General features: G+C 46.0%; 20 protein-coding genes and 1 pseudogene. 18 read left to right on the top strand and 3 right to left on the bottom strand.

Annotated elements, in window-relative coordinates; all coding sequences use genetic code 11:
- Window positions 1–18 precede the first annotated feature (18 nt).
- On the top strand, window positions 19–1,449 hold the full coding sequence (locus QFZ81_RS16780; RefSeq protein ID WP_307442507.1) for a serine hydrolase domain-containing protein: 1,431 nt from the start codon (window positions 19–21) through the stop codon (window positions 1,447–1,449).
- A 60-nt stretch (window positions 1,450–1,509) separates the two neighbouring features.
- Here QFZ81_RS16780 and QFZ81_RS37405 read toward each other — a convergent pair whose 3' ends face one another.
- A complete protein-coding gene (locus tag QFZ81_RS37405) occupies window positions 1,510–1,593 on the bottom strand; it encodes a hypothetical protein (protein WP_373463779.1) in 84 nt (27 codons plus the stop codon).
- A complete protein-coding gene (locus QFZ81_RS16775) occupies window positions 1,590–2,345 on the bottom strand; it encodes an AraC family transcriptional regulator (protein WP_307603666.1) in 756 nt (251 codons plus the stop codon). Before QFZ81_RS16775 ends, QFZ81_RS37405 begins: the two co-directional genes overlap by 4 nt.
- 136 nt (window positions 2,346–2,481) lie before the next feature.
- Between QFZ81_RS16775 and QFZ81_RS16770 the strand changes: the two genes are divergently transcribed.
- From QFZ81_RS16770 to QFZ81_RS16745, 7 genes and pseudogenes are all read left to right on the top strand, one after another.
- The gene (locus QFZ81_RS16770) at window positions 2,482–3,375 is read left to right on the top strand and encodes a Gfo/Idh/MocA family protein (RefSeq protein ID WP_307603664.1); all 894 of its coding nucleotides are present in this window, start codon (window positions 2,482–2,484) and stop codon (window positions 3,373–3,375) included.
- Window positions 3,360–3,584 (top strand): hypothetical protein, encoded by a 225-nt coding sequence (locus QFZ81_RS16765; protein WP_307603661.1) that lies wholly within the window; start codon window positions 3,360–3,362, stop codon window positions 3,582–3,584. The genes QFZ81_RS16770 and QFZ81_RS16765 overlap by 16 nt, the downstream gene beginning before the upstream one ends.
- Window positions 3,585–4,382 (top strand): sugar phosphate isomerase/epimerase family protein, encoded by a 798-nt coding sequence (locus QFZ81_RS16760; protein ID WP_307603659.1) that lies wholly within the window; start codon window positions 3,585–3,587, stop codon window positions 4,380–4,382.
- 202 nt (window positions 4,383–4,584) lie between these two features.
- Window positions 4,585–4,935 (top strand): annotated as a pseudogene (locus tag QFZ81_RS16755) (cell wall hydrolase).
- 136 nt (window positions 4,936–5,071) lie between these two features.
- Window positions 5,072–5,158, top strand: coding sequence for a TetR family transcriptional regulator (locus tag QFZ81_RS37400; RefSeq protein ID WP_373463778.1), 87 nt, complete (start codon window positions 5,072–5,074; stop codon window positions 5,156–5,158).
- Window positions 5,159–5,206: 48 nt separating this feature from the next.
- Window positions 5,207–5,629 carry a TetR family transcriptional regulator C-terminal domain-containing protein gene (locus tag QFZ81_RS16750; protein WP_307603657.1) on the top strand — a complete coding sequence of 141 codons (423 nt, stop codon included), beginning with the start codon at window positions 5,207–5,209 and terminating at the stop codon, window positions 5,627–5,629.
- A 22-nt stretch (window positions 5,630–5,651) separates the two neighbouring features.
- Window positions 5,652–6,530, top strand: a complete 879-nt coding sequence (locus tag QFZ81_RS16745) for a GNAT family N-acetyltransferase (protein WP_307603656.1) — start codon at window positions 5,652–5,654, stop codon at window positions 6,528–6,530.
- Window positions 6,531–6,534: 4 nt separating this feature from the next.
- Here the strand turns inward: QFZ81_RS16745 and QFZ81_RS16740 are convergent, their stop codons facing one another.
- Window positions 6,535–6,972, bottom strand: a complete 438-nt coding sequence (locus tag QFZ81_RS16740) for a DUF6376 family protein (RefSeq protein ID WP_307603654.1) — start codon at window positions 6,970–6,972, stop codon at window positions 6,535–6,537.
- A gap of 251 nt (window positions 6,973–7,223) precedes the next feature.
- Between QFZ81_RS16740 and QFZ81_RS16735 the strand changes: the two genes are divergently transcribed.
- From QFZ81_RS16735 to QFZ81_RS16690, 10 genes are all read left to right on the top strand, one after another.
- Window positions 7,224–8,435 (top strand): ROK family transcriptional regulator, encoded by a 1,212-nt coding sequence (locus tag QFZ81_RS16735; protein WP_307603652.1) that lies wholly within the window; start codon window positions 7,224–7,226, stop codon window positions 8,433–8,435.
- Complete coding sequence (locus tag QFZ81_RS16730; RefSeq protein ID WP_307442522.1) at window positions 8,422–9,552, top strand: extracellular solute-binding protein; 1,131 nt, start codon at window positions 8,422–8,424, stop codon at window positions 9,550–9,552. The genes QFZ81_RS16735 and QFZ81_RS16730 overlap by 14 nt, the downstream gene beginning before the upstream one ends.
- Window positions 9,553–9,627: 75 nt before the next feature.
- Window positions 9,628–10,710: an ABC transporter ATP-binding protein gene (locus tag QFZ81_RS16725; protein WP_307603650.1), complete on the top strand. Its 1,083-nt coding sequence runs from the start codon at window positions 9,628–9,630 to the stop codon at window positions 10,708–10,710.
- Window positions 10,711–10,725: 15 nt separating this feature from the next.
- Window positions 10,726–12,456 carry an ABC transporter permease gene (locus QFZ81_RS16720; RefSeq protein ID WP_307442525.1) on the top strand — a complete coding sequence of 577 codons (1,731 nt, stop codon included), beginning with the start codon at window positions 10,726–10,728 and terminating at the stop codon, window positions 12,454–12,456.
- Window positions 12,457–12,533: 77 nt separating this feature from the next.
- Window positions 12,534–15,059 carry an NEW3 domain-containing protein gene (locus QFZ81_RS16715; protein ID WP_307603648.1) on the top strand — a complete coding sequence of 842 codons (2,526 nt, stop codon included), beginning with the start codon at window positions 12,534–12,536 and terminating at the stop codon, window positions 15,057–15,059.
- Between the two features lie 62 nt (window positions 15,060–15,121).
- On the top strand, window positions 15,122–15,901 hold the full coding sequence (locus tag QFZ81_RS16710) for a creatininase family protein (RefSeq protein ID WP_307603646.1): 780 nt from the start codon (window positions 15,122–15,124) through the stop codon (window positions 15,899–15,901).
- Window positions 15,888–17,396 (top strand): argininosuccinate lyase, encoded by a 1,509-nt coding sequence (gene argH, locus QFZ81_RS16705; protein WP_307603644.1) that lies wholly within the window; start codon window positions 15,888–15,890, stop codon window positions 17,394–17,396. The genes QFZ81_RS16710 and argH overlap by 14 nt, the downstream gene beginning before the upstream one ends.
- Window positions 17,396–18,382 carry an N-acetylglucosamine kinase gene (locus tag QFZ81_RS16700; protein ID WP_307603641.1) on the top strand — a complete coding sequence of 329 codons (987 nt, stop codon included), beginning with the start codon at window positions 17,396–17,398 and terminating at the stop codon, window positions 18,380–18,382. Before argH ends, QFZ81_RS16700 begins: the two co-directional genes overlap by 1 nt.
- A gap of 21 nt (window positions 18,383–18,403) precedes the next feature.
- Window positions 18,404–19,147 (top strand): PIG-L deacetylase family protein, encoded by a 744-nt coding sequence (locus tag QFZ81_RS16695; RefSeq protein ID WP_307603639.1) that lies wholly within the window; start codon window positions 18,404–18,406, stop codon window positions 19,145–19,147.
- 461 nt (window positions 19,148–19,608) lie between these two features.
- Window positions 19,609–22,551, top strand: coding sequence for a carbohydrate binding domain-containing protein (locus QFZ81_RS16690; protein ID WP_307603637.1), 2,943 nt, complete (start codon window positions 19,609–19,611; stop codon window positions 22,549–22,551).
- Window positions 22,552–22,601: the final 50 nt, after the last annotated feature.

The following is a 22,601-nucleotide window of genomic DNA, read 5'->3' as shown; positions in this document are numbered from 1 at the left end:
TAGAAGGAGAGACATTGAATGAGTGCTATTCGATCCCTACCAAGAAGTCAGCCTGAGCGTCAAGGTATCGCGTCTTCCTCGATTACGAGATTTCTAAAAGAAGTTCAAGACCGCAGTCTAGAGCTTCACAGCTTCATGCTCGTCCGACACGGGCATGTTGTTTCGGAAGGATGGTGGACACCTTATTTGCCTGAACGTCCTCATATGCTGTTTTCTTTAACTAAAAGCTTTACTTCTACAGCCATCGGATTGTTAGTGGGAGAAGGGCGAGTCTCGCTCGATGACCGGGTTGTTTCCTTTTTCCCTGAGGATATGCCGCCAGAAGTTACACCAAATCTAGCTGCGATGACCATCCGACATTTACTGATGATGGGTACAGGTCATGCGGAAGATACGACCGGAAAGATGCAGTCAACCGATAACTGGGTCAACAATTTCTTGAAGCTTCCCGTAGAACATGAGCCAGGTACGCATTTCGTGTATAACAGTGGGGCCACGTATATGCTTTCGGCCATCTTGCAGAAGGTAACCGAACAAACGTTACTTGAATATCTGCAGCCTCGACTGTTGGAACCGCTGGACATTCAAGGTGCCACTTCAGAAAGCTGCCCCCGAGGCATCCACATTGGTGGCTGGGGTATGAAGATCAAAACCGAAGATATTGCCAAGTTTGGACAGCTATATCTACAAAAAGGTCAATGGGATGGGAACCAGCTCATTCCTGAGATTTGGGTAGAAGAAGCGACATCGAAGCAAATTTCCAATGACTCCAGTACCAAGAATGATTGGTCTCAAGGGTATGGGTATCAATTCTGGAGATGCCGTCACGGCGCTTATCGAGGCGACGGAGCTTTCGGGCAGTTCTGCATTGTTCTCCCGGAGCAGAATGCCGTCATCGCGATAACGTCCGGAGTGAATGACATGCAGGACGTTCTTGATACGATTTGGGAGCATCTGCTGCCTGCCATGCAATCTGAAGAGCTGCCTGTGGACAAGGAAGCATCCGAGTCGCTAACCCAAGTGCTGCATGGACTGAGCTTGGAACCGCCACGAGTTCTTTCAAGCTCGACGCTGGAGACCGGCCTATCGGGAATCGAGTTCGAGTTAGAAGAAAATGAGGAACAAATTCATACATTTTCTATTGATTTTACAGAGGAATCCGCCAACGTTACGATTCAAAATAACACCGGAATACATACGGTTTACTTTGGTAGAAACGAATGGTGTGAGGGAACATATACGCTGCATATGAGACAGAAAAATGTGGCAGTCGGCTCAGCAACATGGCAGGATTCGAATAAACTCTTGTTAACGTTAAGATACGTGGAAGCGCCATTTTGCGTGAGTTTAATATGTACGTTCTATGATGGAAGCATACAACTTCAATTTCGACAGAACGTTTCGTTCGGCAAAGAGGAACCTAAGTCGATTCTAGGAAAAGTTAGATAAACGATTGTTGAATAATAAAAAGGTCGGTCTGCCGCAGCAGATCGACCTTATTCTATTTACTTAAGTCAACTGATGATACCGATTTCGATAGTCTCGGGGAGAGCAGCCGGCGTGGGCTCTGAATTGCTTATTAAATGAGCTCAATGACTGAAAACCGCTTCTTTCAGCGATCTGATGATTGAATTCTCTGATATGCGTAGTAAATCCATGGCCGACTGAACGCGCAACTGATTCACAAAATCATGTGGCGACAAGCCCGTTAGTGCACGAAACTCGCGATAATAGAACGAACGCCCGACACCCGCCCGACGGGCAAGTTCGTCGCCGTCTATTGCATCCAAGTAATGGTTAAGGACATACCCAACGGATTCCGCTATCGTGTTCGTTCCTCTCGGCGCAGCTTGCTTCATTTGATCGTTAAAGAACCCGTCCACTTGTAACAAAATATCTATCAAGTACATGTACTGACGCGTCACCCATGACGTTTGCCCTTGCTCCTGTGCTTCCGCTGCGGAACGCGCAGCTTTCGCAATTGCCTTGGCGTAAGTCGTATCCCCCGGAATGAGTGGGGACATGCCTCGCCCAGTATAAAACGGTATTAGCAGCCGGCTGCCATCGGGAAGCTTCAATACTGGTGACGGTGTAAAAAGCACAAGGATGGCTTCGAATGATTTATCTGGATGCGCATAGCTCCAGTGCGGCTCGAAAGGTCGACACAGAAACACGTCTCCCGGTCGACCGTGATAGATGCGATCGCCGAATCGGTACTCTAACTCATATTCGAGCAGCACGCCGATTTCCAAGCAATCATGGACATGCAGATCGTGTTCCTCATCTGATCCCCAGACACGGCTAAAAGCAAAAGAGCGTGAAAGCCGCAGCTGTTCTACATACATCCTAATCCCCCCCCCCAAGTCATTATACCTTTTTCTGTTCGTGGACAAAATGACAAGTTTGTTGCGCATTTTGAAGAGAATCGCGATTTCGTGATGTGATACATTAGGGTCATATTCGAAATTGGAGGTAACCTTTATGCGATTGTACTTAATTGGAGCAGGTGTCATAGCACGTACGCATGCGGAGGCAGCGGCCAAGCTTCCACAAGCTGCCCGGCTTCGGGTAGCCGATCCGAATGCGGAAGCGCTAAAGTCATTTCTAAGCAGCTATCCAGAAAGCAGTACATTTGCGGATGCCGATCAAATGCTATCCTCCGAAACGCCGCTTGACGATGATATCGTGATCGTGGCTACGCCTCCATTTGCCCACTTGGAGGGGGCGCGTCTTGCGTTGAAATCAGGTCGGCATACGCTATGTGAGAAGCCGTTCGCAATGAACGATGAAGAGGCGGAAGAGATGCTTCTTTTGGCAGAAGCAGAAGGAAAGCTGCTTGGCTGCTGCAGTGTACGTTATAAGGGCATGCTGCATAACGAAGCGGTTAAGAATGTCATACGATCTGGCGCGCTTGGCAATATCTACCACGCAACATTCGTTAACAAATGGACGCGCAGCCGTGCAGGAGTCGAGTACCAACCAGCAAGTCGATGGTTTCTTGACAAAAGCAAGAGTGGCGGCGGCATTCTCATGGACTGGGGACCCTACGATTTCGCTACCCTAATCGATGTGCTGGATCCTGCTGAAATTGAGGTCAGCAGCGCTTGGATGGCGAAGCCCCAAACAGCCGCGGATCCTCAAGATGTCGTGTACGATGTTGAGCACCATGTGGGTGCGCAATTGACGTTTCGTTCTCGCTCGAATGCCCTTCCAATCGCTATTAATTACGAAAGAGGCACGTGCACGCACGGGAGCGAGCAGTTTATTGGCGAAATCGAAGGCACACTCGGCGCTTTGCGCTGGACGCCATTCGATTCGCGTCAACCGGTTTTTTTAAGGAAAGACCGTGATGGGTTGTTGTGGAAGAGATTGTAGATCCGGGGCCTCGCGGACCTTACACCGTCATGGATCACCCGCTAGTACATTTCTATAACCAAGTAAACGCCTTGCCAACACATGCGAACGAAGGTCGGAGAGCCGTCGATCATTTCCTATGTATTGGCGCCTTATATAAATGTGCTGATTCCGGAGAAAAGCAGTTTGTGACTGTAGCACCGGCAACAGAATTCAAGGGGGGCTTCTGAATGAATATTCGCGGCTATTCGAGCAACATGTATGGTTGGTTTGAACGATGGAAGTCAGATGGAAAGGAGCCAGTATGGGACGATCTGTACCGTGCGTGCGCTGAAGCGGGTCTTGACGCTGTCGAGACAGATGCAACGCCTGAGAAGCTGGCACTTGTCCGTGCTTACGGACTAACTGTTTCTGCCTCCTACCTCGGTCTTTCGCTTCATGGCGATTATGCAGACCTCGAAACGGAAGTTCTTCCTTACGCAGAACGGCTCGCAGCTGCAGGTGGTACTGATCTTCTCGTCAACGCTGACCCTTACGGCGGCTGGAAGAATCCGCTGCCAAAGCCGGAGGAACTTGTCCAGCGTCAAGGGGACAACTTGTCTCGTCTTGCTGACAAGCTAAGTCCATTTGGACTGCAGCTCTCCCTGCACAATCATGCGGCGGATCGGCATAATGCCGAGGCTGATTTGCGCTCTGTCATTCAGTTCGCTGACAAAGCTGTTGGCCTTTGCGTTGATACGGGCTGGGCGCATGTTGCAGGCTGTGATCCGGTTGCTTGGGTGCGCTCATATCCTGAACGCATCAAAGCATTTCACCTGCGCAATCAGCGTGGACGCGTTCCGGTGGAGGATGTGATCGAAGGGGAAATTGACATGCGTGCCTTAATAGAAGCGGCAGCCCATGTAAACTATGTCGGTTGGATAGCGCTCGAGCTATGGCATCCGCCGGAAACGAATCCTGTGCGCACGATGACTGAGGACGTGCAGCGGTCCATCGCTTTTTTACGGGACATAGTGGCGAAACTGTAGGGGAAATGGTATGAATTCTGTACAAGTTAAATCATCCAAAAAACCTTGAAGCCTAGAGCTTTAAGGTTTTTTGCCATTAAAATTCCGCCCTTAACTAATTAGGCCAATAAAACATACATTACACTATCAAATGACTATGGATCATTTATTATTTTAAATTCCCTTGCAACGAAATAAGATAGAAACTAGTAGAGGTGAAAATATGGCAGTTGTTAAAGCCAGAGAACAGGATGTTGCTCTTTTGGCAAGGCTGCTTCGTGCTGAAGCCGAAGGTGAAGGCGAACCGGGAATGATGATGGTTGCAGGCACATGCTTTTGAAGCTACCTACACGGATACTTTTATCAAAAACCGAGAGAACGGGAAAAACGGCTTGCTAAAAGGTCGATCGATGGAGAGAGACTTTGGCCTGCAAAATTCAGTCTGTGGTATTTCAGACCTCCAGGTGATTGCCCTCCTACATGGTATAATCAGCCTTTAGTAGGGCGTTATAAAAAGCATTGCTTCTATCAACCATTAGGAAAAGAGTGCGAAAATATTTATAATACGTATTAAAACAAATGTGAACTGATCGGAGCCGAAAGGCTCCTTTTTTTATTTCTTGACAGTTGGCATGATATGGAATAATAATGCTGAATGTCACCTAAAGTTACGCAAGCTTATAAAGAAGAAAAAAGGGCAGTAATAATTCTTGAGGGAGCGCTCCCATTGCTTTATTGAAAAAGGATTTCAAGCTACGACTATTGATGATATCGTACGTCATTTGGGGATGAGCTAAGGCGCTATTTACAGTTATTTTTCCAGTAAAGAAGAGATGTATATCCAAATGGCTGACGATAAAATGAATGCGATGGTGGAGAACTCCAGTGAACATTTCAAAAATATGCCAAGTGCGGCGGATCAAATCCGCTATATGTTTGACCGATTCCGTCAACAATCGCTTGACGAGCTGCGCAAATGGCTAGCCTTTCATTTGGAGTTTATGCTGTATGCAGCACGCCAACCGGAATTAACGGAACGATGGAACCAGTATGCGAGTAAGGCTTTATTGTTCATGCAGGAAATTATGGAGGGTGGCATAAAGACTGGCGAGTTCCGTTCCGATCTTGATATTGCGGCAGCTTCCCTTTTATTCTGGTCAGTTAGGGATGGCCTTACTCTGCAATTTATGCTTAGCGGTGAGGAAACCGACTATAAGTCCATGATTAATGAGATGGAAAAGAAGGTATTCCGCTATATCATAGGATAGCTCACTATGGAGGTAGAGGATTATGATTTTCAAAAAAATGAGCGAATTGTCGGCTGAAGACATGGTTTCGTTATGGAATAAGGGATTCGAAGGATATTTCATAAATAGTACACTGAGCTTGGACAAATTTCTTTCAAGAACTGTCAACGAAGGCCTCTCACTAGAGCATTCCTTAGTCATGTATGAAAATAGTGCCCCTATTGGCTTCGTGATGAATGGGTTCCGTGGCATAGAAGGAAAGAGAGTGGCCTGGAACGGGGGCACTGGCATTGCGCCTGAACAAAGGGGCAAAGGGATCGGAAAAATACTGATGAAAAGAAACCTCCAGTTGTATCGTGAACAAGGTGTGGATATCGCCTTACTGGAGGCACTCATTCAAAACAAAGCTGCGATAAAGCTCTATCAAAGTGTCGGCTATGGTATTACCGAGCAGCTAATCAGTTTACAACATACAGAGGCTTTGGACGCAAGTCTCCTGCAGTCAAACTCTCCTAGGCGATATGTTACGAAACGAGGACTGCTTGTTGAAGTCAAAGGACTGTCATTCTACAGACATTTGTCAGCGTGGCAAACACAATGGGCCAGTATGAAAGATGGGGAATGTATAATCGTCTCCGATGAAGGAGATGAGATAGTTGGCTACGCACTTTATAAACGTATTTTCGGAGAAGACGGTAACCTGGCAACCGTCGCTCTTTACCAATGTGAATCGATTCCGGGCCGGGTAGATGCAGAAGATATCCTCAGAGCAGCATTAAGTGTAGTATACGCACCTTTGTCTTCCTCTTGTAAGCGTATAACCATGAACATAAGAGATTCCAACAAGGAGCTCATTGGATTATTAGAGCGTTTAGGATTTACTACATTTGTGGAACAAGTACACATGATTCGTCAATTATAAGAACTTACGCGCCTAAATTTTTAATTCGATTGATTAAGCCTGTTATATCATTAATTGTAGTTAAGATTTGTGAATTTTGAAGTTTATCCAGTGCCAAATGACCATTCTCTACCACTTTATTTATCTCTTGTAATAATACTTCGTTTTTGTTAACCAATTGTTGATGAATATCCTTTGCAAATGAAGGTACACTTTTCAGATTAAATTGTTCTATTTCCTTTTTTAATTCGTTTAATTGATTTTCAAGTTCCTGTTTTGTTTCTGGGTTCGAAGCGGCATCTTTTATCATTTGCGGTGCTTGTTCTGCAAAATTACTCAATTTATTAATGTGTTGCGTAGCTTGATTTACATAGTCTATCGAGTTATTTGCTCCCTCTAATAGAGAACACGCACTCAACACCATAGTTGAAAGAATTAATAATAGTAACATCCATTTTTTCATGTTAGCATCTCTCCTTTATCTGTATTTTGCTGGCAGGAAATAATTTTTGTTATTGATTTATTACGTTATTTTAGAAAGAGGGTTTCAAATTCAGAAGGACTGCCAGATGGCAGTCTTTTTTCCATTCATGCGCGGATAGATGATTACGATCTCATTTTTAAATGAAGTTGTACTTAATTCAGAAAGTTCATAATAAGTATCGTATTAGAAAACTTTGTTAGTCATTCTAACTATCAAAGGGGGTGATCAAGGTGCTTGGTCGCAATCAAACTGGAAATAGCAAGCTCGTAAAACAATTGAACAGACAGGAGATCCTGCGTAAGCTTCGGGAAAATAAGCGGGTTTCCAGAGCAGATTTGGCGAAGCTAACGGAGCTAAGCCGTCCATGTGTATCTGCGCTGGTCGATGAAATGATGAAGGAAGGGCTAATCCATGAAGTTGGTGTAGGTGAGTCCAAGGGCGGAAGGAAGCCGATCCTGCTTGAATATAATTTTCAAGCTTATGGAGTAGTTGGGGCCATTTTTGAGGGCAGTACGCTGTATATGTCTATCGCTGATCTAAGTGGAGATTTGTTAGTTGATTACAACTTTCGCTTGCAGCAACCAACTAATGGAGCTATGGCCATTCGTTGTCTGGAATCGGGTCTACAGACTTTGCTTAGCAAGAGCGGGTTCGAGAAATCTCGCTTACTAGGTGTTGGCTTAGGTTTACCCGGAATTACACAGCGTCGCGATGGAACCGTGAGTTATGCGCCAAGCACAGGATGGATGGGTTTACCGGTGAAACAGGAGATCGAAGAGCGATTAGGTCTGCCTGTTGTGATTGATAATGACGTTAATTTGATGACATTAGGGGAGTTTCATAAGGGTGTCGGTAACGGAGTTAAGAATCAGATTTATATGTATGTAGGGACGGGAATCGGTGCGGGTATTATCCTAGATCGGCAATTTTATAGAGGCTCGCGTGAAGCATCCGGAGAGATCGGATATATGATGGTGGGTCAGGCAAAGAAGCTGAACCGGGGTGAATATGGCGTTTTTGAAAGGAATTACTCCGTCCCAGTCATCCAAGAGAAAGCCAGAAAAGTGCTGCCTTCCTTTGTAGAAGAGCTGGGTGTGATTAAACAACTAATTCGCCATACGGAAGATGGGCATATAGAGGCAGGGCGATTATTAAATGACATCTACAGACACTGGGCCTACGGAATCGCGAATATGGTCAGTATACTCGATCCAGATTTGTTGATTTTAAGCGGGGAGATGATTGACATCGAGGAAAGCGGTGTTGAGAAGATCCAAGGTATGCTGATGGAATGGGTTCCGTACGTACCCCAAATCAAGCTGGCGGCTTTAGGCTACAAAGCAGGCATCATCGGGGCGATTCACAGCGTCCTAGAAGCTTTCCCCGTAGTAAATTCCAACAAAATATACCTTTCGGGAGGTTATGTGAATGAGAACAAGTAAGGGGAATATATCCAGAATGCTCGTAGGCACTCTAGTCAGCATCATGATGGTTGTGATTACAGCTTGCGGAGGCTCCACGCCGAGTTCTGGAAATGCTAGTCAAGCACCCACGGTGAAGCCTTCTGACAAACCGGCAGCTACGGAGGCGCCTAAATCCGCAGAGAAGCAAAAGCTTGTTATTTATACGGCTAGAGATAAAAGTGTTGTCGATGAAATTATTCCAAAATTCAATGCGAAGCATCCGGAAGTTGAAGTCGAGGTATTAACGATGGGAGCGCAGCAGATTCTGGAACGTGTACGGGGAGAAAAGGCCAATCCTCAAGCTGATTTCTGGTGGGGTGGCACCCAATCTGGTCTGATGACTGCGGCGAACGAAGATCTCTTGGAAAGCTTCAAGCCAAGTTTCGCAGACAGCATACCAGCTTTGTACAAAGATGCTAAGGATCGTTGGTATGGTGAAATGCTGCTGCCCGAAGTGATCATGTACAATTCCAAAGCACTTAAGCAAGAAGACGCTCCTAAAGATTGGGACGCACTTCTTGATCCGAAATATAAAGGCAAAATCATTATTCGGGGCGTGCTTGCTTCGGGAACGATGAGAACGATATATTCCGCCATGATCTTCAAGGAAGGTGCCGCCGATCCTAAGAAAGGGTATGACTGGCTGAAGAAGCTGGATGCCAACACGAAGGAATATGCGCAGGATCCTACCAACCTTTACTTAAAATTAGCCCGTGAAGAAGGAACACTTTCGCTATGGAACTTGCAGGACATTATGATTCAGAAGCATTTGAAAAATCAGCCGTTTGATTTTATTTATCCAACGAGCGGGGCACCTATCCTAGTGGACGGCGTGGGTATGGTGAAAAATGCCAAGAACAAAGAAGCGGCGAAGAAATTTTATGAATTTCTTTTCGACTCGAAGCTTCGTGTAGAGCTGGCAGAGAAATTATTTCAGATCCCTACGCGTACGGATATCAGCAAAGATTCACTTCCAGCTTGGTTGAAAGGCATTGAATTGAAACCAATGAATATTGATTGGACGGTCATGGCTGAAAAAGAGAAAGATTGGATGCAGTATTGGGATGAGAGCATTAAAGGAAAAGGCGCGAAATAAGCGTAACATCCGTTCGGGTAGAGGTAGCACCTGATAGTTCCACTGCCCGAACTCAAAGTAAGGGAGGTACTGTACGTGATCGAAGTCGCTCTAGAACATGTAACCAAGCAATTTGGGAAAGTATCGGGCGTTCAGGATGTGCATATTCGGATTAAGCCCGGCGAATTCTTTACTTTCCTTGGTCCTAGCGGATGTGGAAAAACAACAACTTTGAGAATGATTGCCGGCTTTTACTATCCAACCTCTGGGCGTATCGTATTTGGCAATCAAGACGTAACGACAGTGCCGCCCCACAAACGCAATACGGGAATGGTGTTTCAGAACTATGCCTTATTTCCTCATCTGACGGTATTTGAGAATGTGGCCTTTGGTCTCCAAGTTAGAAAACGGCCCAAAGAAGAACGTCTCCAAAGAGTTGAGCGTGCGTTACAGCAAGTACATTTGCAGGGTTACGGAAATAGGCGAATTGACCAATTATCTGGCGGACAGCAGCAGCGTGTTGCGCTTGCCAGAGCACTTGTGATTGAACCGAATATTTTACTGCTAGATGAGCCTTTATCCAACTTAGATGCCAAGCTGAGAGAAGAAACACGCTTGGAGATTAAAAGGCTGCAGCTTGAATCTGGCATTACAACCATTTACGTGACGCATGATCAAGCTGAGGCCATGGCGATGTCGGATCGGATCATGGTCATGCAAGGCGGCGTTGTACAGCAGGTTGGAAGGCCGGAAGAAATTTACAACCGACCTATTAATCGTTTTGTCGCTTCCTTTATAGGCGAGTCTAATTTGTGGAACGGAACCGTGGAGCGAATAGAAGGAGATCTGGCCTATGTCAGAGTTTCACCCGATCTAGTTCTATGCGGGTTGGTGAATCATACAGCACCTAATTGTCATCTGGCAGTGGGCGCTCAAACCACTCTTTCTATTCGTCCTGAGGCGGTACGCGAGGCACATTCAGAATCTTCACAATCGGAGAACACATTCCTAGCGAAAGTTGTCATCGCTGAATTCACCGGGGTGAATGTCAATTATTTGACAGATGTAGCCGATAAGCCTTTGAAAGCGATGTTCGTCAATCAGGGACATCAAGTACGTCAGCGTGACGATACACTTGCGATGCATATACCAAAGGAAAGCATTTACTTTTTAGAATAGGCGGAGGATGAGAATATGACCTTCAAGAAACCAGTATCTCATCAACCTGTGACCAAACGGCCATCCATCACTTCTTCGCCTCATTTCGTATACGTATTAATTGCTCCCTTGTTTCTGATACTGCTGGCCTATGTTCTCTTCCCGCTGTATCAGACTTTTGTTCAGAGCATTCAAATGGAAGGTAATCTTACTTTAAAAAATTATGGACGGTTCTTCAGCTTGGAGCATACCGCCAATTTGGAAGCCCTCTGGACCAGTGTGTATATCTCCGTTCTAAGTGTAGTAACATGCGCGATAGTCGGAGTTACCATGGCTTTTCTATTGGAACGCTATGAGTTTCCTGGCCGCAAGGCCCTGACAGTTCTTGCCATGGTGCCCATGGCGCTGCCACCGCTAGTAGGCGTACTTTCATTCACTTTTCTATATGGAGAAAGCGGTATTATTCCGCGGACGCTCAAGCTTTGGTTTGAGATGGACCACGTGCCGTTCTCGCTAAAAGGTGTATGGGGTGTTCTCATGGTTCACACCTTTACGATGTACACCTATTTCTATATGACCGCTTCCGCTGCGATCAAGGGGCTCGATCCCTCACTGGAGGAAGCAGCTGCAAGTCTTGGAGCCGGACGTCTTTATATCTGGCGGAGAATCATATTACCCATGCTCACTCCAGCTATCGTGGCTTCGTCCTTGCTTGTCTTCATGATTGCCATGGCTTCTTATACGGCTCCTCTCATCTTCGGAATCGACAGAACGATGACGATGCAAATTTATTTATCCCGAACAAACGGGAATTTGGATATGGCAGCTACGCAATCTACCTTATTATCCATTGTTTCCATCCTGTTTCTCATCATTATGCGCTGGTATCAAGGCTTGCGAAATTACCAGAACTTGAGCAAAGGAGTTAGTGTCCATCGGACCGAGGTCAAGAGTGCATGGGGGAAATATACAGCTATGTTCCTCTCCACGATAGGCGTCGTCATTCTGCTCCTGCCTATTCTGGTATTGATTCTCATATCCTTTTCCACTGATGGTACATGGACGACACAAATACTACCGCCAGAATATACATTTAGTCATTATGTGGAATTGTTTACGGACAGCAAAACGTGGCGCCCTATTGCGAACAGCTTCAAAATGAGCTTTGTTGCAACGGTTGGCAATGTGATATTCGGTGTTGCTGCTGCTTATGCGATCGTTCGCCTTAAATTTAAAGGGAAGACATTGCTTGATGTATTTATTATGCTCCCTTGGGCATTACCAGGAACGGTTGTAGGGATTAATTTAATTACAGCTTTCAGTACACCGTCTGCCTATAGTTTTGGGCAAGTTCTTGTGGGGACGTTCTGGATTTTGCCATTAGCCTACTTTGTGCGTCATTTACCACTTGTGTTCCGTTCAACGTCGGCTACGCTTATGCAGATGGATCCTTCGATCGAAGAGGCAGCCCGTAATCTGGGAGCTTCCTGGTGGTACAGCTTTCGTCGCATCGTATTTCCCTTGTCGCTTAGTGGGATCTTAGCGGGAACTTTATTGGCCTTCGTAACAGGTATCGGTGAATTCGTATCATCGATTCTGTTGTTTACATCTAGAACAGCCCCGATTTCGGTGGAAATTTTCCAAAGAATGTATGCGTTTGAATTCGGAACCGCTTGCGCCTATGGCGTGCTTCAGATCATCCTCATTATCATTGTTCTCTTTATCTCTAAAAAATTGACCGGTGACAAAGCGGGTACAGCTGTGTAAAGGTTGATCATTCCGCGGGAACTTCTAGGGTTCAAGACCGCTGCTTGATGATAAAAGGTGAATAAGGAGGAGTTAAAGTGAAGAAAGGTACTTGGAAGAAAGTGTTTACGAGTATTACTAGCGTTGCCGTTGTAGGTACCTTGCTGTTTCCTAGCATGGCGCAGCCGGTCAGCGCCGACAGAGGCGTTATTGATCTCTGGAAATCGATTAAACCTCTCACAACCATCGCGAGCGCTATGAATACAGGAGCTCACCCGGACGACGAGCATAGCGCTATGCTTGCCTATCTTTCATTAGGAAAAGGAGTCAATACGTTAAGTGTCATTGCAAACCGTGGGGAAGGGGGCCAGAATGAGATCGGCAGTGAACTAGGTAATGCGCTAGGCATTATTCGCTCACGCGAACTGCAGGAAGCTTCCAAAATCACGAATGTCACGTTGGGTATGTTAAGCGAGCAAATTAATGATCCAATTTTTGACTTCGGTTTTTCAAAAAGCCCCGATGAAACACTGCAAAAGTGGGGAGATTCGGTGGTCTATGAAAGACTTATTCGGAAAATCCGGGAGTTGCGGCCAGACGTAGTCATTCCTTCTTTCCTCAACGAGGAATCGACACATGGTCATCATCGGGCCATTAACGTCATAACCGTTCGTGCGTTCAAGGATGCAGCTAACCCCGAGGTGTTTCCAGAACATTTGAAAAATGGCCTACAGCCTTGGCAAATAAAGAAGCTGTACCTTCCTGCCAATGATAAGGATTATAATGTGGCTGTACCTGTAGGAGATTACGACGAAATTTACGGCGCTTCTTATGTCCAATTGGGAGAAGAATCCCGTTTTATGCATAAGAGCCAAGGGATGGGAAGACATGTTGATGAAGGTTCGAGCTTCAACTATTACAAATTAAATTTATCGGTTAAATCTGAAAAGGAGAATGATTTCTTCGATGGCATAGCTTTCTCCTTCGACGATTTGGCTAAAGAAATAGAAGCGAAGGGCCAAGATAACAAAGTGATCAAAGATTTGCGAGCCCTAAATAAGGATGCGGAAGAAGTCGTTAAAGCATACCCTGTGTTCTCTGAAGTGGCGCGAGAGGTACAAGAAATGAAGGCGGATGTAGAAACTGCCGTGAGCGATGTGAAGGCATCGTCACTAGATGCAAGCGTCAAGACCGATTTGCTATATCGCCTCCAAGTGAAGGATGCTCAATTGAATAAAGCAGGCATGGAAGCATCGTCGTTGGTTGTGAAGGTAAAACCGGAAACCGGCGAAATCGTTGCAGGTCAAACGGTCAAAATGGTCGTCTCCGCTTACAGTGGCGGCAAGAACAACCTGAAAAATATTGGGCTCCAACTGAATGTGCCTGAGGGCTGGACGGCGAAAGCTGTCGGAAACACAAAGTTTGACCAGCTAAGCTACAATCAGACGGTTTCTGCTACTTTCGAGGTTCAAGTCCCTAAGAATGCCGTTGAGTTCCAAGTATATCAACCATCAGTAGTTAGTGCGGATGTCTTGTATCAGTTAAATAATGTTTCAGGAAAAATACGTGTTACCCCATCGAATCAAGTGGCTGTACTCCCGGCTTTCGCTATGTCGTTGAGCCCTGAGGCTACGGTACTTAACACATTGAAGACCGAAGAGCCTCTTCCGGTCAAGGTTACGGTTCGCAACTACTCGCCAGGCGCTGCCAAAACGTCCATTTCCTTGAACGTCCCTAAGGATTGGAATGTAACCCCTGCATCTCAAGAAGAGAATTTCGCTGCAAAAGGTGAGACGAAGCCGGTTACGTTCCAAGTCAAAGCTCCTGCTGGAACAGCAGTTGGCAAATATACGGTAACAGCGGTAGCAACAAGCGGTAATGTTACCAGTAAGGAAAACGTACAAATTATCGACTATCCACATATCGGCAAAACCTATTTGATTCAGCCAGCAGAATTAAAGATTCAGGCATTTGATTTGAAGGTGCCTACAGGTCTGAAAGTGGGATATGTATCCAGTGGATTCGACAATATTGATCAGTACTTAACCCAATTTGGCGTAAACGTAACGAAACTTGACGATAAAGCGATCCAATCAGCTGACTTATCTCAATATGACACGATTGTTTTGGGCATTCGGGCATATGGTTTCCGTCCAGAGCTGTTATCGAGCAATCAGAGACTTCTCTCTTATGTGGAAAATGGCGGAAATCTAGTCGTTCAATATCATAAGCCGGAAGATAAATGGAAACCTGAACTTGCCCCTTATCCGATAAAAATTGGGGAGCCATTAATTCAATGGCGTGTCACAGATGAGAATTCCAAAGTAACGATGCTAGCGCCTGATCATCCAATCTTTACGACGCCAAATAAGATTACAGAAGCAGATTGGAACAATTGGATTCAAGATCGATCGGCTTACAACCCGTCTGTGTGGGGCAAAGAGTACACGCAGCTCATATCTAACGGCGATGCAGGGGAGAAGGAATTTACCGGAACGTTCCTAAGCGCTAAATACGGTAAGGGAACCTACACCTACAGTTCGCTTGTATGGTACCGTGAAATTCCGAACCTTGTCCCTGGTTCTATTCGTCTCTTCGTGAACATGATCAGCTTAAAGCAATAGAAATAACTACAGAGGGAGGCCTAGACGGGCCTCCCGATTTACCAAACGGGGGAATCAAGCCCATGGATATTAGGGAAGTACACGGTCGTGATCTACAAACTGTATTAGAAGAAGTCCGTTTTGCAGTCGTGCCGCTCGGATCAATCGAATATCACGGGCCGCACTCACCACTCGGTACTGATGTCATTCTAGCGAATGGTTTCGCTGAGCGTCTCCATCCTGCTTTGAAGCCGCTCATTTATCCCGTCATCCCTTATACGGCTTGTCCTGGAAAGACCCATCATTATCCAGGAACAATCTCAGTGAGTCCGTCTGTCATCACCGATTATTTATATGAAATTGTTGATGGGATCTGTCAGTTGGGTATCCGAAATGTGCTGTTGTTAAACGCGCATGATGGGAATATGGGTGTTTCCAGAACAGTAGCAGAAGCCATTACAGCAACCCATAAGAAAGCTAGTGTTCTATTAGTGAACTGGTGGCAAATGGTAACAACGCAAAGTGCGGAAGAAGCTGGCATCTTTACAGGAACAACTGGCAGAGGTCATGGAGGTCCCTATGAAATGTCGGTTGTCAAGGCATTTCGTCCAGATTTGGTTCATGTAAGTGACAGTGACGTAGAACTAACAGCAAATCATTCACTTTCGAATCTACCTTATGTATTGGTGGAAGGCAGTCCAGCAGGATGGGATGGCTACACGGGGCATGTCCAACAGACATCATTAGAAGCAGGGGAATGGATTATAGCGGAAGCAGTCACCAACTTACATCAATTACTTGAAAACTGGTTACAGAAACCAGTAATGAAAGACGGAGGTGAACAAGTGGATGGGAAATCGTGAGTCTATTATGGAAAGTGAAGGTAAGGTATTTCCTGGTAAAACGTATACGGAAGCTGTTCTAGAACCTGCGTACAATGAAGCTAAGCAACACTTATTGGATGCCATGATGGCCATCAATAAGGCTCATTTGATCATGTTGAAGGAGCAGCAGTTGATTTCACAGGATGAGGCAAGCCAGATTGCGAAAGCCCTTGTACATCTTGACCTTGATCTTCTCCGCCACTCTAGTTATTCGGGTGAGTTTGAGGATTTATTCTTTCAGGTGGAAAGCCAGCTGCAACAGCACGCAGGCGATGTTGCGGGAAATTTGCATCTAGCGAAGAGCCGTAACGATATGGGTGTTACTATTTACCGTATGGTACTTAGGGAGAAGCTTCTGGTCACGATGCAATCCGGTTTACTGTTACGTAAGCAGCTTCTGCAATTCGCAGAGGAGCATATTCATACGTTGATGCTTGGCTACACACATACTCAGCAGGCGCAGCCAACGACCATGGCTCATTACATCATGGCTGTTGTTGACTCGCTTACGAGAGACATTCGCCGGATGACGGCCGCTTACAATAATTGCAACCGCAGTAGTATGGGAGCTGCTGCGCTTACAACGTCGGGTTTTCCTATTAATCGGAACCGAGTGAAAGAGCTTCTAGCCTTCGACGAGCTCGTAGAGAATTCCTATGATGCGATTGGAGGAGCGGATTATTTGGGAGAGGTTGCTACTTCCATTAAACTTGCAGCTATCAACCTGGGTCGAGTCGTTCAGGATTTATTGCTCTGGTGTACACAGGAGTTCGCCGCTATCAAGGTAGCCAGTCCTTATGTACAGATCAGTTCCATCATGCCGCAAAAGCGAAATCCTGTTTCTCTAGAACACATGCGCGCACTTCTTTCTAGCTGCGTAGGTAACGCGGATTCAGTGCTTGCGATGATGCATAATACGCCTTTCGGCGATATTGTTGATACCGAAGACGATATGCAGCCTTACGCGTGGAAATCTCTTGAACTCATGGACAAGATCTATCGACTTCTAACCGTCGTAGTGGGGACTATGGATGTTAATAAAGAGGTGCTTCGTAAACGGACAGAAGGTAGTTTCGCTACCGTTACCGAACTGGCGGATACCTTGGTTAGAACGGACAAACTCTCCTTCCGAACCTCCCACCATATCGTAAGTTCAGTCGTAAAGAGAGCAATGTCGGAAGGGTTAGCAGCGAACGAAGTTACATGGGAACTCGTCAATGAAGCAGCTAAGGAGATCATCGGTCGTAATTTGAAGATGGATATAGACACCTTGGCACAAGCTTTAGACCCTGAGAACTTTATTCAAATACGCTCCTTGCCAGGAGGACCAAGCCCCCAAGAGATGAATAGAATGATTCAGATACGTTGTAAGGAACAAATAGCTCTGGATCAATGGTTAATAGAGTCGGATCATAAAAGCCGAACCGTCCTGCAGATTTTGGATGAAGTCATGAGGGAGTGGGGGAACCCATAATGTCGGCAAAAAAGATTCCATTTCTTGCTGTGGACGGAGGAGGAACAAAAAGCCTATGTTACTTCTTCGATGAGCATGGTCAGATTCGAGGGCAGGGCAGATCAGGATCTTGTAATTATCAGGGGGTTGGTAAAAAAGCAGCCGTGAGGGAGCTTATCCATGCGATTCAAAATGCTTTGGAGGACGGTAAATTAGTAGGGAATGGGGAGGTTGGCGAAACAGAACTAGAAACGGATTGTGCCGCATTGGGGATCGCTGGTTTGGATACGGAATATGACCGCAGGATCATCCTAGCGTTGGTCGAAGAGGCGCTGCAGCATTTACGTATACGTGCCAAACGTTTAATTATTGAAAATGACGGTTTCGCAGCGTTACTGGGGGCAACGAATGGTCAGCCAGGCATTCTTATGATTGCTGGAACGGGATCCATCGTCTATGGCGTTAATGATCAAGGCGTGGTTGCCAGAGCAGGAGGGTGGGGACACCGAGTCGGGGATGAGGGAAGCGGGTATTGGATCGGTAAACAAGCGATCATTCACATTTTGAAAACTATGGATGGACGGGAGGCACCCAACAAGTTGGCTGAGCATATTCTTCCTTATTTGGATCTGAAAGATCCCGAGGATTTGTTTAATTGGACATACAACTCGAGTTATTCTGTGGAAAAAGTAGCTGAATTGTCCAGTCTCGTCTCACAAGCTCAATCGCAGGGCGATCAAGTGGCTCAATCCATTATGATTCAAGCAGCCGAACAATTATTTACTTGTGCTAAGGCAGTTATTGAGCGAATAAATTTATATAGACAACCTTTTCAAATCATTTTGCAAGGCGGCGTACTTCAAAACAATGTGTTTGTGAGGGAATATGTAACGAACGAATTCAACTCTTTTGCGCCATCCGGACAAATCGAAAACAAGAATAAGGAGCCTATATACGGAATGATGACTCTGGCTCTAGATCACTATCAGAAGTTTCATGATGGATGATTGGTCCAATGGAGGGATCCTATGAAAAAAAGGCTGTTGTTCGTTTTTGCCCATCCTGATGATGAGTCTTTCGCTTGCGCCGGCACCATGGCCAAATATAGGGAAGCCGGTCACGACGTCAATTTGATTTGCGCAACCTCTGGTTGTGGGGGAAAGTCTGGTGAGTATTTAGTAACCTGCAAGCAGGAACTCGCCACACTCCGGGAGCAGGAATTGTCACAGGCTTGCGACGTCATAGGCGTGACTAACTTATATTTACTTCATTACGCGGATGGAAGTTTGATTAACCAGGATATCAACGAAATGGCCGCAAAAATTGAATCCACGATTGTGCAGCTGCAGCCGCACGTCATCGTAACGTTTCCTCCAAACGGAGTGACGGGACATCGTGATCATATAGCCATATCCCAGGCTACAGAGCAAGCGGTTCTTCAATCTGAGGAGAAATTGATGCCTACTCAGTATTGCACCTTGTTTTTCGCATCGATTCCTCACTACTATGATTATTGCGCAGATTCAGCACCAACCGGTGCAGTCCCCATAACTGGAAAAGTGAACATAGTGAATCAGCGTGAAACAAAAGGGCGTGCGCTTCATGCACATCGAAGTCAAATCTATTCGGTAAACCGAGCCTATCCAGGTGTCATGCAAGGGGATTATGGGGTTATCGGACAATATGAGTACTACACGAAGGTGCGGGCAGACGGACTGTTTGAAGACATTCAGGAAAGCACGGAAGGAATTCCTGAGATAGAGCTTTGTTAACTACTGAGCAGATGATACAAAAAGTGGAGCGAGGTTGGCTTATTCTAATGTTTGAGAAATTTATCACTTGGATCAATCCCCTCTATGAAAATACAGAGGGTTTTTTTTTGAATAATTTTTGACCGATCAGTAAATTATATCTTGAAATTTTATACACTTTTTCTTGAAATTGTCCACACTTTCTAGAAATGATGACATATTTTAAACGCACGCGTGGGCTTAAAATGAGAGTAGATAATCCAGGATATCAGGTATTGACATTCGCTGATCCATCACAGAAACCAGTCGAATGTTAAAGACGGAAGGGAGGTGAACTTGACGAATATAGGCCCAATTGGGTAGGAAAGGAGTTCGTAAACGCAATTCGGTATCGACAGCTTCACGATTGACCGCAGCCAAACTTTGTGTGAGGAACGTTTCGCTCCATATGGATTCGCCTCGTTTGTATGGTGTTTAGTTGTTTGCTTATCATCAGCTGTTTCCAGAACCCCGATGCTCGCGCATCTGGCATCACGATATCTATCCTCAACTCTTCTTTCGAGGATGCCGGAACCGGCATACCGCATTGGACCACACACCCCACGTACGGCCAAAATACAGCAACTGTCTCGAGTGAGAAAGCTTACACTGGCTTGAACAGTATGAAAATGGTGGACACCAGTACTTCGGGTTCACTTGCACGGATTAGCGAAAAGGTTAGTATTACGCAGAATGAAAAGTATACCGCTTCTACTTTTGCTTATATTGAGCAAGGATCGATTGATGTTTGGCTGATCTTCTATAACGGCACTACAGAAACGATTATTGCACCCACTGGTGGCGTTACGCCCACGCTCAATCAATGGACGAAGAGAACTATTACAGCAAAAGCTCCTGCTGATACGAATCAAGTAGCGGTCATGGTTTACAGCTCATTAGCGGCTGTTACTACAGCCTATATTGACGATGTTTCAATCGGCCAAACCGTTAAAAATGCAGGCTTCGAAGACCCGTTAAGCGGTACTTGGACAGTGTCCTCTGGTGCTGCCGTTTCGACAGTTCAGAAGACAGGGGGAACCTACAGTCTTAAACTGGACGATTCCAGTTCATCCACTGCAAGTTATGCGGAAAGCTCGAATGTAACGGTTTATTCTGGCACAAGAGTCGGAGCTACGGCCAAAATCTACCCGTCCAGCGGCTCCGGGCTGAGCATCCACCTTCTTTTCAAGAATTCCGTTGGAACGGTCCTTAAAGATGCTGCAAACGATTTCACCGGTATTGCTTCACAATGGACCCCGGTTTCTGTATCCGCTACCGCCCCTACAGACACAGCATCTGTCTCCGTATATCTAACGACGGGGACGACAACTTCGATGGTCGCCTACGCCGATGATGTGACGCTGGATCGTCCGATTGAATACAATCTCGGCACTCAAATAAAGAACAATCCCCTCGACGTCGCTGTATTCGGCAAAGATGCAAGTGGTAACACGGATCTAATGTATGTCGGTTCCAGCGGGTTTCCGTCCAAGTTGGTGGTTTACGATGCCCGAACGGGTGAGCTGTTGGATGATCGAGATCTCATGGTTGATCCGAATAACACTAAGATAGAAGCAGTCTGGGGAATGACGGTGGCTACGGATAAGTCCGTCTATTTGGGAACGGCTAACAAGAAAACGATGTTTCGGTATCTCCCCGGCACAGTTAGCACGGTCAATGGGATAAAAGTAATTACAGGCAGCTCGTTACTGCCAATCACCCTACCAACCGGAATGGACGTTATTTGGGATGTAACGGCGGGAAGCAGCGGAAAAGTCTACGGCGGAACTTCCACCGGCGGCAAAGCGTACCAGTACGATCCGACCGGAGGGACTGTCGTCTTAAACAGTGGCCTACCCATCGTCAGTGGCCTTGATTTCGTGAGGTCGATCGCTTATGCGAGCGATACTGAGGTTTATATGGGCAAGGGACCGACCTCGAATGCGACAATCATTCGCTTTAATCCGACGAATGGAACTCAAACCACCATTTCCCCATCAAATTATGGCAGCAAGTTTGTGCATGGACTCGATTATATTTCGAACGGATCGTCGTCGAGGGTGTTCGCCCAGCTATCGGCGGGTCCAACGCTGGTATTGGATAGCACAACGGGTGCGATTGCCTCTTCCTTAAGCGATATCGACTCACGTGGCGTATCGATGAAACACCCTTCGGATGACAAAGTGTTCTACACGAAAGGGAATAATCTTTACAGCTACGATATTTCATCAGCAGCAGAATTAAATCTGGGCGATGTAGGAGGAAGCGCAGCTGGTTATACTTTTTTGACCGATGCAGGCAACACTTATCTGTATGCTGCGCTTAAATCAGGAAAAATTTTGAAATATAAGCTCGCAGCAACGCCTACAATTGATACGACGACATCGTTCGTAATTCCAGAATCTGTGACCAAAATCCGGTCACTGGTCAAGGGGCCATCCGACAATATTTACACAAGCGGCTATTTGCTTGGAGGGATGGGCATCTATAATCCGGACACATCCGAAGAAAAGCGCTATAAAGGCGCAGGCCAAGCGGAAAACATGACAACAATGGGCAACAATCTGTATCTAGGCATATATCCCGGCGCGTGGATCAAAAAATACGATACAACGTCGACGTGGAATGATACTACGAATCCTTCGCTCCTGTTCCAGGATATCGACGACGCCCCTTACCAACAGGATCGTCCGTTTGGCATGTTAGCAGAACCCTCAATGAATCGGCTTTATGTCGGTTCAGTAGCGAGTTCCGGGAATAATAAAGGCTCCTTCACCGTCTATGACTTGTCTACTTCCCAACAAGTCACGACCATTAACGATATTGTCTACCATCAAAGTGTTATTTCACTTGCATACAAGAACAATAAAGTTTTTGGCGGCACATCCGTTTACGGGGGAATCAGCAGCACGGTTGATGCGACGGAAGGAAAAGTGTTCGTTTGGAATATAACGAGCGCCAACTCGACACCTGTTCCTCAATTCGTCCCAGCCCCAGGAAGAAAAGTCATCTCAGATCTCATCGTTGGTCCGGATGGGAAAAAAAGGGAACTTGCGGAAGGGAACTCGTCAGGCAATTCGTCCCACGACACGACCGCAGATTTGTTTATTATCGATCCGAATAATCCAGATGCTACTCATACGACAGTATATCCCGACAAATTCAGCTCAATCCCCGTGTCTTGGCAAGGCGGCAAGATGGTTAACGGCAACGACGGTAACGTCTATGTGAGCATCGGTGCGAAATTGTACGCAGTTGACGCTAATTCTACCAACAAAGACGCGGTTGCTTTAATCGGGGCAGGTGTGACGCTGCTGACAACGGATAAGTACGGAGATCTTTATTACGTGAAGCACGAAATTAATCTCTACAAGTACGATAAATAGTGGACTATTTAATTCTTGTTTATTTGACCATGTCATCGACATGGTCTTTT

The organism is Paenibacillus sp. V4I9, assembly GCF_030817295.1.
Classification (GTDB): Bacteria; Bacillota; Bacilli; order Paenibacillales; family NBRC-103111; genus Paenibacillus_E.
This window is presented reverse-complemented; position numbering and strand designations above follow the sequence as displayed.